Annotated in this window: 10 protein-coding genes and 2 pseudogenes; 6 read left to right on the forward strand and 6 right to left on the reverse strand. The window is 63.7% G+C overall.

Annotation, left to right across the window (positions count from 1 at the left end; genetic code table 11):
• Positions 1-182, forward strand: a pseudogene (locus tag JaAD80_RS30955) (MFS transporter); the annotation flags it as partial.
• Here the strand turns inward: JaAD80_RS30955 and JaAD80_RS26505 are convergent.
• The 3 genes from JaAD80_RS26505 to JaAD80_RS26515 form a co-directional block, all read right to left on the reverse strand.
• Positions 164-700: a CPBP family intramembrane metalloprotease gene (locus JaAD80_RS26505; protein WP_102299023.1), complete on the reverse strand. Its 537-nt coding sequence runs from the start codon at positions 698-700 to the stop codon at positions 164-166. The pseudogene JaAD80_RS30955 and the gene JaAD80_RS26505 overlap by 19 nt on opposite strands.
• 93 nt (positions 701-793) lie before the next feature.
• Positions 794-2,374, reverse strand: coding sequence for a methyl-accepting chemotaxis protein (locus JaAD80_RS26510; protein ID WP_102299025.1), 1,581 nt, complete (start codon positions 2,372-2,374; stop codon positions 794-796).
• Positions 2,375-2,657: 283 nt separating this feature from the next.
• A complete protein-coding gene (locus tag JaAD80_RS26515; protein ID WP_102299027.1) occupies positions 2,658-3,092 on the reverse strand; it encodes a hotdog fold thioesterase in 435 nt (144 codons plus the stop codon).
• 144 nt (positions 3,093-3,236) lie between these two features.
• Here JaAD80_RS26515 and lpxO point away from each other — a divergent pair, with 144 nt between their 5' ends.
• From lpxO to fdx, 5 genes are all read left to right on the forward strand, one after another.
• A complete protein-coding gene (gene lpxO, locus JaAD80_RS26520; protein ID WP_046685160.1) occupies positions 3,237-4,136 on the forward strand; it encodes a lipid A hydroxylase LpxO in 900 nt (299 codons plus the stop codon).
• Between the two features lie 132 nt (positions 4,137-4,268).
• A complete protein-coding gene (locus JaAD80_RS26525; RefSeq protein WP_219726887.1) occupies positions 4,269-4,724 on the forward strand; it encodes a MarR family winged helix-turn-helix transcriptional regulator in 456 nt (151 codons plus the stop codon).
• Positions 4,725-4,952: 228 nt separating this feature from the next.
• Positions 4,953-7,301, forward strand: coding sequence for a glucose/quinate/shikimate family membrane-bound PQQ-dependent dehydrogenase (locus JaAD80_RS26530; protein ID WP_219726888.1), 2,349 nt, complete (start codon positions 4,953-4,955; stop codon positions 7,299-7,301).
• A 184-nt stretch (positions 7,302-7,485) separates the two neighbouring features.
• On the forward strand, positions 7,486-8,118 hold the full coding sequence (locus JaAD80_RS26535; RefSeq protein WP_102299030.1) for a carbonic anhydrase: 633 nt from the start codon (positions 7,486-7,488) through the stop codon (positions 8,116-8,118).
• Between the two features lie 100 nt (positions 8,119-8,218).
• Positions 8,219-8,551 carry an ISC system 2Fe-2S type ferredoxin gene (fdx, locus tag JaAD80_RS26540; RefSeq protein ID WP_102299032.1) on the forward strand — a complete coding sequence of 111 codons (333 nt, stop codon included), beginning with the start codon at positions 8,219-8,221 and terminating at the stop codon, positions 8,549-8,551.
• 155 nt (positions 8,552-8,706) lie between these two features.
• Here fdx and JaAD80_RS26545 read toward each other — a convergent pair whose 3' ends face one another.
• From JaAD80_RS26545 to JaAD80_RS26555, 3 genes and pseudogenes are all read right to left on the reverse strand, one after another.
• Complete coding sequence (locus JaAD80_RS26545; RefSeq protein ID WP_146012551.1) at positions 8,707-9,474, reverse strand: hypothetical protein; 768 nt, start codon at positions 9,472-9,474, stop codon at positions 8,707-8,709.
• 115 nt (positions 9,475-9,589) lie between these two features.
• Positions 9,590-10,159 (reverse strand): DUF1439 domain-containing protein, encoded by a 570-nt coding sequence (locus tag JaAD80_RS26550; protein ID WP_102299036.1) that lies wholly within the window; start codon positions 10,157-10,159, stop codon positions 9,590-9,592.
• 200 nt (positions 10,160-10,359) lie between these two features.
• Positions 10,360-10,880: pseudogene (locus JaAD80_RS26555) on the reverse strand (hypothetical protein); the annotation flags it as partial.

Consider the following 10,880-nt stretch of genomic DNA (forward strand, 5'->3'; position numbering starts at 1 on the left):
CCGCGCTGGGCGATATCGGCCAGGCGGCCATGCTGCTGCCGGGCCAGGAAGCGCTGCTGCGCGCCAGTTATGACACGGCTTTCCGCCAGTTGCTGGGCGCCCTGGCGGGACTGGCCGTCGCGCTGGCGGGCCTGGTGCTGTATCTGTTGAGGCAAGAACCGCCTCAAGCGTCGAGGCCGTAGAACACGGCCACCAGGATGGCGATATTGTTGCAGGCGCGGGCGAACGCCGTCGTCGTGTAGGCGGCGGCCACGCCCGGCTCGCGGTAGCGCAGGTAGACAAAGCTGAACATGGCGCCGGATCCGAGCGCGACGATGGCGTGCAGCAGGCCGCCGCTGATGAAATGCACGATGCCCCACAAAATGGCGCCGAGGAAAATGCTCAGCTGACGGCCAGCGCCCAGGCGCTTGAGGATTTCCAGCGGCAGCAGCTGGCCCAGGAAAGTTTCCAGGATGGGGGAATAGATGACCACCCAGAAGACCAGCAGGGGCAGCGACATTTCACGCTTGAATTTGGCCAGGCCCGTGTGCGCGCCCCAGTATTCGGGCGGCAGCAGCCATTTGGTGAGGAACAGGATGGCAAAGCACAGCAAGCATGTGAGCAAGCCCCAGCCGAGGCCGGCCAAGGCCTGGTGCAGCACGGGCGGCGCCGGTTTGTCATCGTCCGGGCTGGAAACATCGTTGCTGCTATGCACTTGCATGAGATGTCCTGGCGGTGATCCAGCTCTCATTGTAGCGCGTAAAAGGACAGGCGGCACGCCGCGTTTCGCCGTGCCCGCCCGCGTGCCAGGCAGTCAGGCAGCCAGGCGCAAGGGGCCGCTGGCGGGCCGCGCCAGCTTGAAGATGCCCACTTCCTGCTCCAGCTGCGCCGCCTGCTGCTGCAGTTCGTGCGCGGCGGCGGCCGCCTGCTCGACCAGGGCCGCGTTTTGCTGCGTCACCCGATCCATGTCGACGATGGCGCGGTTGACTTGCTCGATGCCGGCACCCTGCTCCTGCGTGGCGTGACTGATCTCGGCCATGATGCCCGTGACCCTGCCGATGCCGGCCACCACTTCGTGCATGGTCGCGCCCGCCTGCTCGACCAGCACGGTGCCCGTGCCGACCTTGCTGACGGAATCGTCGATCAGCAGCTTGATTTCACGCGCGGCCGCGCTCGAGCGCTGCGCCAGATTGCGCACTTCGGACGCCACCACGGCAAAGCCGCGTCCCTGCTCGCCCGCGCGCGCCGCTTCCACGGCCGCGTTCAAGGCCAGGATATTCGTCTGGAAGGCAATACTGTCGATCACGCCGATGATGTCGACGATCTTGTTCGACGAGGCATTGATCAACCCCATGGTGTGCACCACTTCGGCCACGGCCTTGCCGCCCTGCTCCGACACCTTCGACGCTTCGCGCGCCAGGCGGTTCGCCTGCTGCGCGTTGTCCGCATTCTGGCGCACGGTGGAAATCAGTTCTTCCATCGACGAGGCCACCTCTTCCAGCGAACCGGCTTGCTGCTCCGTGCGCTGCGACAGGTCGCGGTTGCCCGAGGCAATCTCGGTCGAGGCCGTGGCGATGCTTTCCGTTCCGTGGCGCACCTTGCCGACGATGGCGGCCAGGTTGTCGCGCATGGTCTTGATGGCGAACAGCAGGCTGCTGTCGTCGCCCTGGCGCGTGTGCACGTCGATGGCCAGTTCGCCCTGGGCGATGCGCCCGGCAATCGAAGCCGCGTAGGCCGGTTCGCCGCCCAGCTGGCGCAGCAGTCCGCGCGTGATGACGGTGGCGACAAAAATGCAGACCAGCACGCTCAGCGCGGCCAGCGCGCCGATCCAGCGCAGCGACTGGCCATAAATGGCGCGCGCGGCCACGCTGGCCTGTTCCGATTCGCGCTGCACGGTTTTCAGCACGGCATCGATGTCGGCGACGATCTGGCGCCGCAAGGGGCTGCACTCGTCGACGAGGAAGGTGCCGTATTGTTCCATCTGTCCGGCCGCGCGGAACTGGCGCGGACGCTGCAGTTCCTGCGCCATGGCTTTCAAGCCCGTGCTGACCTTGTCGAACTGCGCGTCGCCGGCAAACTTCGGCGCCAGGATGGCCAGCGCTTCCAGGTACAGCGCCTTCTGGCTGTCGAGGATGGCCAGCTCTTTCTCGGCGGCGGCCTGGTCGTGGAAGATGTACGCATTGCGGGCGGCCAGGCCCGTCTGGTCGAGCGCTTCGCGCGCCACGTACAGCGGTTCGAGTTTTTCCAGCTGGACTTTTTCCTGCGCCTCCATGGCGCCGGCGATGGCGCCCATGCGCAGCAGCGCGAACGCGGCCAGCACCAGCATCAGGATGACCAGGACGGCAAAGCCCGCGCTCAGGCGCGCGCCTATCGTCAGACGATTAAATGTCTTCATTGTTTTGTTATTGCCCTATTTGTAAAGTTGAATGTTTTGCCGGCTCCATGGGAAGCGGGCAATCTGCCAGCCATCGTCTTGCCTGTCGTGCCAGGGCGGGCGGGACAGGCTTCCAACTGGCGTTTTTTGGGCAGTCAGCTTTTATTTCGGGCAATCCAGGCGCGCGCGGAAACCCGGCGCGGCACGTGAGCACACTGAATTATAAGCGAACGGCGTTATTTATCATTCCACACGCCCACTTTTCATGCCTTGATGCAAATCAAGACGGCGCTCAAGGCAGCAATCACGCGCGGCCGGGCGCATCGATGACGGCCATGGTGATGCGCGAAATACAGCACAGCTTGCCCTGCTCGTCGACGATGCGGATTTCCCATACCTGGCTCGTGCGGCCCCGGTGGATGGGCGTGGCGCGCCCTGTCACCAGGCCGCCGCGCACGCCGCGCAGGTGGTTGGCGTTGATTTCCTGGCCCACGCTCACTTGCAGGCGGCTGTCGAGGCAGGCGTTGGCCGCCATGCTGCCCAGGGTTTCAGCCAGCAGCACGGAGGCGCCGCCATGCAACAGCTTAAAGGGCTGCATGGTGCGGTGATCGACAGGCATGGTCGCCTCGATCCAGTCCGCGCCAAAGGCCGTGAAAGCGATGCCCAGATGGCGCATCGCCGTGCCTTCGCTGGCGGCATTGAGCGTGGCCAGGTCGAGCGGTGCGTGCCAGATATCCATGTTTCCCCCATGTCAGTGATGAAATAGGGATATTGTAGGGCAGCGCTGCCCTGTGCGCCGCTTCATGCTTCCTTCACCCAGATGCAGGATGGCGATGGCAGTAACTGGTTATAATTGCCCCATTCTTAAAAAACGAGGTTGTGTATGAAGTGGGCCTTGCTGGGCATTTTTGTGTTTTCTGTTTTACATATTCATTTCCGGGGCAAGGTGCGCCTGCCGTTTCGCCGCCAGATCTTCGATCACTCCTCGTTCATGGCGCCGCTGAACCTGTTCATGCACACCTTTTCCAAGGTGCCGGCCACGCCATACCTGTCCGTCGAGCAATTCCCGGAACTGGCGCCGCTGCAGCAGAACTGGCAGATCATCCGCGATGAAGCGCTGCGCATGCAGGAAATGAAAAAGATCAAGGCGGCGGAAAAGAACAATGACGTGGGGTTCAATTCCTTCTTCAAGTATGGCTGGAAGCGTTTCTACCTGAAATGGTACGACGCCAATCACCCGTCGGCGCAACAGATGTGCCCGCAAACCTATGCGCTGCTGCAATCGATTCCGTCGATCAAGGCGGCCATGTTCGCGGAACTGCCGCAGGGCGGCAAGCTCAACCCGCACCGCGACCCGTTCGCCGGTTCCCTGCGCTACCACCTGGGCTTGCAGACGCCGAATGACGACCGCTGCTTCATCGATGTCGATGGCGAGCGCCACAGCTGGCGCGACGGCCAGGCCGTGATGTTCGATGAAACGTATATCCACTGGGCCCGCAACGATGCCGACAGCGACCGCATCATCCTGTTCTGCGACATTGAGCGCCCGATGCGCTACCGCTGGGCACAAGGCTTGAACCGCTGGCTGGGCCGCACCCTGATGACAGCCGCCGCGTCGCCCAACGAACTGGGCGACCAGGTGGGCGGCGTGAGCAAGCTGTTCCAGATTTCCTGGACCATGGGCCAGTACCGCCGCCGCTTCAAGGCGTGGAACAAGACCGCGTATCAAGTCACCCGCGTGGCGCTGGTGGTGGGCATCATCGCGCTGATCTATTTTATCTAGACGCCGGCCTTGCCACGTAAAAAAACCGCCTTCGGGCGGTTTTTGCGTTTCTGCATGCCGAAAAACTACATAGCCTGCTATATTGATTCAAATTATGATAGCATGCTATATTCTTTTCACCGGAGAGTTTCCGTGATCGACTTCCAGAAGGAACAGTCCGCCGGCCACATGACCAGCCGGGCGGCGCGCCTGTTTGCCAGGATTATCGAGCGCAAGCTCAAGCTGATCGGCATGGCGCCTGGCCAGCTGCCCGTGTTTTACGAACTGGCGAACGGCGCGCAGCTGACGCAGAAAGCCCTGACCGTCGCCGCTGCCGTCGAACAGCCGACCATGGCGGCCACCCTGGCGCGCATGGAACGTGACGGCCTGGTCAGCCGTCAACCCGATCCTGCTGATGGACGCAGCAGCCTGTTCGGCCTTACCCCGGCCGCATTACAGCAGTCGCCCCTGATCAAGGAAGCGATTCATGCCAGCAACCGCGAAGCCCTCGCCGGTTTCAGCGTCGAGGAAGAACACGCCTTGCTGGACATGCTCAGCCGCATCATCGCCAATCTCGACAGCAAGACCAGCACGCCAAACTCGGGCTGAATGCAGCGCGCGCCAGGCTGTGGGCGCTTGCGCTGGATTCTGCCTGAGCGGCATCGCAAACTCTCACTCCCCCACCGCACTTTGCCTGCCTGCGCTCACCCCTCGCCAAACGGGGAAACCGAGTCTTGGTTTTTAGCATTACCGGGCCGCGCCTGGCTGTCCGGCCAACAATAAAAAGGAATCATCGTGAACCCTTCCAGTTCATCCTCACCTGAAGCGGCATCGCCGCTGCGCTACCTGCCAGCCGCGCTGCTCATTTTATCCGGCCTCTTCCTCGCCATCGGCGGTGCCTGCCTCATCTACCTGGGCGGCAGCTGGTTTTACCTGCCGATGGGCATCGCCACCCTGGTTTCCGGCGTGCTCGTCTGGCGCAGCAAGCCGACCGGCGCCGTCCTGTTCGGCGCCGCCTTCATCGTTGCCCTGGTCTGGGCGCCCGTCGACGCCGGCTGGAACTTCTGGCCCCTGGTGTCGCGTTTGTTCGTCTTCGGCGTGCTGGCCCTGCTCGTCGCCCTCGCCTACCCGGGCTTGCGCCGCGCCGCTGGCGCGCCCGCCGGCAAGGGCGCCTTCGCGCTGGCGGGCCTGATCGCCGTCTGCCTGGCGGTCACGGGCGTCAATTTCTTCCTGCCCAAATCCGTCATTGAAGCGGACGTGGTGGCGGGCGTCACGCCCGTCGCGCCGGGCGCGCAGCAGAAAAACTGGCGGCACTGGGGCAATACCACGGCCGGCAACCGCTTCGCCGCCCTGGATCAGATCAACAAGGGCAACGTCAGCCAGCTGACACTGGCCTGGACGGCGCACACGGGCGACATCCCGCAAAGCAACGGATCCGGGGCCGAAGACCAGAACACGCCGCTGCAAGTGGGCGACACCCTGTACGTTTGCACGGCCTACGGCAAGGTGGTGGCACTGGACGCCGACACGGGCGCCGAGCGGTGGAAATACGACCCGCAGGGTTCCGCGCCGAACTGGCAGCGCTGCCGCGGCCTGGGCTACCATGAAGCGCCCGCCGCGCAATCGTTGCCGGCCACGGCTTCCGGCGATGCCGCACCGGCCGCCTGCCGCAAACGCATCTTGCTGCCGACCATCGATGCACGCCTGATCGCGCTCGACGCAGCCACCGGCCAGCCTTGCGCCGATTTCGGCGACCGCGGCGTTGTCGACCTGAAAACGGGCATGGGCGAAGTCAAGCCCGGCTACTACCAGCAGACGTCGACGCCGCTGATCGCAGGCGAGCTGGTCGTCGTCGGCGGCCGCGTGGCCGACAATTTCTCCACCGGCGAACCGCCGGGCGTGGTGCGCGCGTTTGACGTGCGCAGCGGCGAACTGGTGTGGGCCTGGGATCCGGGCAACCCGGCCATCACGAAGCTGCCGCCAGAAGGCCAGACCTACACGCGCGGCACGCCGAACGTGTGGTCGGCCATGTCGTATGACGCCCAGCTGGACACCATCTACCTGCCGACCGGCAACGCAACACCGGACTTCTTCGGCGGCACGCGCACGGCCCTGGACGACAAGTACAGCTCGTCCATCGTCGCCGTCAATGCGAAAACCGGCAAGGTGCGCTGGACCTTCCAGACCACCCACCACGATCTGTGGGATTTTGATTTGCCGGCCCAGCCGCTGCTGTACGACATTCCTGACGGCAAAGGCGGCAGCCTGCCCGCGCTGGCGCAAGTGACGAAACAAGGCGAGATCTTCCTCCTCAACCGCGTCACGGGCCAGCCCATCGCGCAAGTGGAAGAGCGCCCCGTGCCGCAAGGCAATGTGCCAGGCGAGCGCTATTCGCCCACGCAACCGTTTTCTGTCGGCATGCCGTCGATCGGCAACGCCACCTTGCACGAGTCCGACATGTGGGGCGGCACCATCTTTGACCAGTTGCTGTGCCGTATCGAATTCAAGGGCATGCGCCACGAAGGCGTCTACACGCCGCCTGGCCTCGACCGTTCGCTGCAATTTCCCGGTTCGCTGGGCGGCATGAACTGGGGCAGCGTTTCCGTCGACCCGACCACCAACTACATGTTCGTCAACGACATGCGTCTGGGCCTGGCCAACTACATGATCCCGCGCGCCGCCATTCCAAAAGGCGCCAGCGGCATCGAGATGGGCGTCGTGCCGCAGGAAGGCACGCCATTTGGCGCCATGCGCGAACGCTTCCTGTCGAAGGCGGGCATCCCGTGCCAGAAACCGCCGTTCGGCACCATGTCGGCCATCGACCTGAAAACGCGCAAGCTGGTGTGGCAAGTGCCGGTCGGCACGGTGCAGGATACGGGCCCGATGGGCATCCGCATGAAAATGCCGATTCCGATCGGCATGCCGACCCTGGGCGCGTCCATGTCGACGCAGTCCGGCCTGCTGTTCTTTGCCGGCACGCAGGATTTCTATCTGCGCGCCTTTGACAGCGCCACCGGCAAGGAAATCTGGAAACAGCGCCTGCCCGTGGGCAGCCAGTCCGGCCCGATGACGTATGTCTCGCCGAAAACCGGCAAGCAATACATCGTCGTCAGCGCCGGCGGTGCGCGCCAGTCGCCGGACCGTGGCGACTACGTGCTGGCCTACGCCTTGCCTGACAAGCAATAAGCCGTCGTCAGTGCCTGCACAAAACCGCCTACGGGCGGTTTTTTCATGTCAGGCAGCGTGGCGCGCCTGCCGCCAAGATACGCGCGTTCGCACAGCGAAAGCCAGCACCGCCCGAGGGTGGCGGCCACATCGACGCCTGCAAATCAGCGATAATAGCGGCTTCAGTCACTCTCTGCTTTCTCTTATGCGCGACATCATTGCCGGATTTCTACGTTTCCAGAAGGAAGTCTTTCCCGAGCGCCGCGAGTTGTTCAAGTCGCTGGCCACGGGACAGACGCCCAAGGCCCTGTTCATTTCCTGCTCCGACAGCCGCATGGTGCCGGAACTGGTGACGCAGCGCGAACCTGGCGAACTCTTCGTGATCCGCAACGCGGGCAACATCGTGCCATCGTTCGGTCCGGAACCGGGCGGCGTCAGCGCGTCGGTCGAATTTGCCGTTGCCGCCTTGAATGTGACGGACATCGTCATTTGCGGCCATTCCGACTGCGGCGCGATGAAAGCCATCGCCACCTGCACCTGCCTCGATCACATGCCGGCGGTCAAGAACTGGCTGCGCCACGCGGATGCGGCGCGCATGATCAATGAATCCGTCGAGCACCCGACAGAGCAGGACCGTATCGATGGCATGGTGCGCGCCAATGTGGTCGCGCAACTCAACAATATCCGCACGCATCCGTCGGTGGCCCTGGCCATCATGCAAAAACGCCTGACCCTGCACGGCTGGGTGTATGACATCGAGAATGGTTCGCTCGACGCGCTCGACGAGTCGACCGGCAAGTTCGTCCCGCTGGCCGAGCACCCGGCCTCGCAGGTATAAGCGCGGACAGCTCGCGTCAAGGCGCAACTTTGCGCTTGACCTTATCAAGGCAGGAAGGTTCAAGGTAGCGGTATTCAAGCGACATCAAGGAGAACCCCGCATGCCAAAAATCACCGTCCTGCCCCATCCCGAGCTGGCCCCCGACGGCGCTGTCTTTGACGCGCCGCAGAACATGAGCATTTGCGACGCATTGCTGCTCAACAAAATAGAGATGGAACACGCCTGCGGCCAGGTCGGCGCCTGCTCCACCTGCCATGTGGTCGTGGTGCAAGGTTTCGATTCGCTCAACGAACTGGGCGACAACGAGGAAGACATGCTCGACCAGGCCTGGGGCTTGCAGCCCCACTCGCGCCTGTCCTGCCAGGCACGCCTGGCCCAGGAAGACCTGACGGTGGAACTGCCCAGGTACACGCTGAACCACGCCAAGGAATAGCCCTCGCGGTTATCCTTCTGGCCCACTGGCTTATCACTTGATCATGCGCCGCTCGTGCGGCCGAGACATCGGGCCGCCCCGCTTGATGCCGGACGCCGCGTAGAACTCGGCTGCCTGCCTGCGGCGCAGCAACGACGCTTGCACCATTGCAGGGCTCAGCGAAGCAGGAGGTCAAACAGCTCCAGGCCTTGTTTATCCTGATTTTTCAGCAGGTCTGCAAGCGAACCCGGCGTTGGCCCGCCATTGCCGGCGGCATGGTTGAAATAATTAAAATCGAGCTTGATCTTGCCTTCCAGGTCGCTCGCGTAATTGGCAGGATATTGCGATTGCTCCAGAAGGGGCAATTCATTGAAATGCGCGAGCACGGATTTGAAGAAGTTGGTCTGCTTGCCCGTGGTTGCATACTCATGCATGGCTTGCGCCAGTACCTGGGTACGCCACGCCTCTTCTTCCTGATACGCCTGCATGAAGGCGGCGCGCCGCTCGTTGATGGTAAATGTCCCGCTGTCATCGTGCGAGATGGCAGCCAATTGCTCGCGCGACAAGCCGGCAAATGGATTGGGGCCTTTCCTGTCGACATAGGCGGTCGCGGCGGCGGCCGACCTTGCCGATGCCGCGTCATTCGGTTGCGGCAGCTGCTTGACGGCCGCCGCCTTGTGTTCCGCATCCAGCGGATACAGGATGTCGTCGGTATTGCCATTCACCCACGCCCCCAGCGCCGCATGATCGAAGCCCTGGATGGTGGCGCTGGTGGCCGCCGCAGCCTTCGCCAGGCGCCCGGCCAGGGTCGAAATCACGACATCGTCCGCCACGGCGCCGGCACCGCCTGGCGCCTGGACAGCCTGGGTTTTCTCGGATGATGGCTTGCTGCCTTCCGTGGCGGACAACGCCCCGCGTTGAATTGCTGCTGTATTGATATGCATCACCGCTCGCCCCGAGATAAGTAAATGTTACTATTTAAGTAAATGTTACTATAGCACAATAGATATCCGTGCCGGGCCAAGCCACTGCACAGGGGCGCGCGGTTCGGCGCCGGCCTTACTTCACGGGTTCGAACGTCACCGTCAAGCCGCTGCTGGTGGTCTGGATGCGCGTCGGCACGAACTGCACGCCCGCGTAGCGCAATTCCTCGGGTTTGAAGGTGTAGATCGGCGTTTCATGCATGAGCTGGTCAGCCACCAGGCTGGCCACCTTGGCGAACTGGCGCTGCTGCGATTCGTCCAGGGCGGCGATATTCACCTTGTCCACGCTCGCTTCGCTCAGGTAGACGGCATTGCGCTGGGCATCGAGCACCAGGCGGCCGGACATGGCCAGGCTGCCGCGCCACGTCTGGCGGATGAACGGCGGCATCACGCTGGCGTCGACGCTGAGGGCGACTCTTTCACGTTCAGGCTGCAGCGACAGTTGCGGCTGCGTCAGCTTGACGTCCAGCACGGACAGCACGCGCTTGTCGATGGGAAAACGGCGCTCCAGGCCTTGCTGCATCTTGGCGAGCGACACGTTCACGTCGCGCGGGCCGATCAGGGTGGAACACGAGGCCAGGACCGCGCAGGCGATGGCGGCGATGGCGGTGGTTTTGAGCAAGGGGCGAAAAGCGGTCAGGGTCATGGTGTATCCCGGTGGAAGAATGGCGCCATCTTACACACGCGCCCGCTTTCACGCAAAAACCGGCGCCCACCTTGCAGCGGGCGCCGGTTTGTGTACCTGTTAGCGCACAAACAGGGCGATCAGGATGACGATGGGCAATGGAATACCCAGCAAGAGCAAGAGGATGGAACGCATGGCAGACTCCTAGTATTGGTTGGGGGTTAGATGCTGACGTGGCGCAACACGCGCTCGTGGTCGCGCTGGCGGCCGCCAAAGGTGGCTGCCAGGCTGGCAACGAAGGCGCCCAGCAGCAGCGCGACGAACATCCACAGGGCCGTGTGGGCACCGGCCTTGCGCGCCGTTTCGGCCGCTTGCTGCGCGGCAGCCTTGGCATCGGCGGCAGCCTTGGCGGCGCGGCCGTAGACGGCATCGACGCGGGCTTCCGCTTCCGCCTGGCTCAAGCCCGTGCGGCTGGCAACGATCTGGCCCAGGTAGGCGCGGTCATCGGCGGCCAGGCTGCCGGTGGACAGGCCCGTGGCGAAGATCCTGCCGATTTCCACGCGCTGCTCGGCGAGGCTGGCACCGCTGTTTGGCGCAGGTGCGGCCAGGGTGCCAGTGGCGGCAGGCGGCAGCGTTGCCGGCGTGGCGCGCAGCAGCATGTCGGAGAAATAGTCGAGCGGATTGGCGCCGCCGCCTTCGCCAGCCTTGGCGCCGGCCGCATTGCCAGCCGCACCACCGGCAG

Source organism: Janthinobacterium sp. AD80, assembly GCF_002878455.1.
Lineage (GTDB): Bacteria > Pseudomonadota > Gammaproteobacteria > Burkholderiales > Burkholderiaceae_D > Janthinobacterium.

Bases quoted from the DNA above. Each gene is read 5' to 3' on its own strand.
- JaAD80_RS26505 (WP_102299023.1), bottom strand. From the start codon at position 700: ATGCAAGTGCATAGCAGCAACGATGTTTCCAGCCCGGACGATGACAAA.
- JaAD80_RS26510 (WP_102299025.1), bottom strand. From the start codon at position 2,374: ATGAAGACATTTAATCGTCTGACGATAGGCGCGCGCCTGAGCGCGGGC.
- JaAD80_RS26515 (WP_102299027.1), bottom strand. From the start codon at position 3,092: ATGGATATCTGGCACGCACCGCTCGACCTGGCCACGCTCAATGCCGCC.
- lpxO (WP_046685160.1), top strand. From the start codon at position 3,237: ATGAAGTGGGCCTTGCTGGGCATTTTTGTGTTTTCTGTTTTACATATT.
- JaAD80_RS26535 (WP_102299030.1), top strand. From the start codon at position 7,486: ATGCGCGACATCATTGCCGGATTTCTACGTTTCCAGAAGGAAGTCTTT.
- fdx (WP_102299032.1), top strand. From the start codon at position 8,219: ATGCCAAAAATCACCGTCCTGCCCCATCCCGAGCTGGCCCCCGACGGC.
- JaAD80_RS26545 (WP_146012551.1), bottom strand. From the start codon at position 9,474: ATGCATATCAATACAGCAGCAATTCAACGCGGGGCGTTGTCCGCCACG.
- JaAD80_RS26550 (WP_102299036.1), bottom strand. From the start codon at position 10,159: ATGACCCTGACCGCTTTTCGCCCCTTGCTCAAAACCACCGCCATCGCC.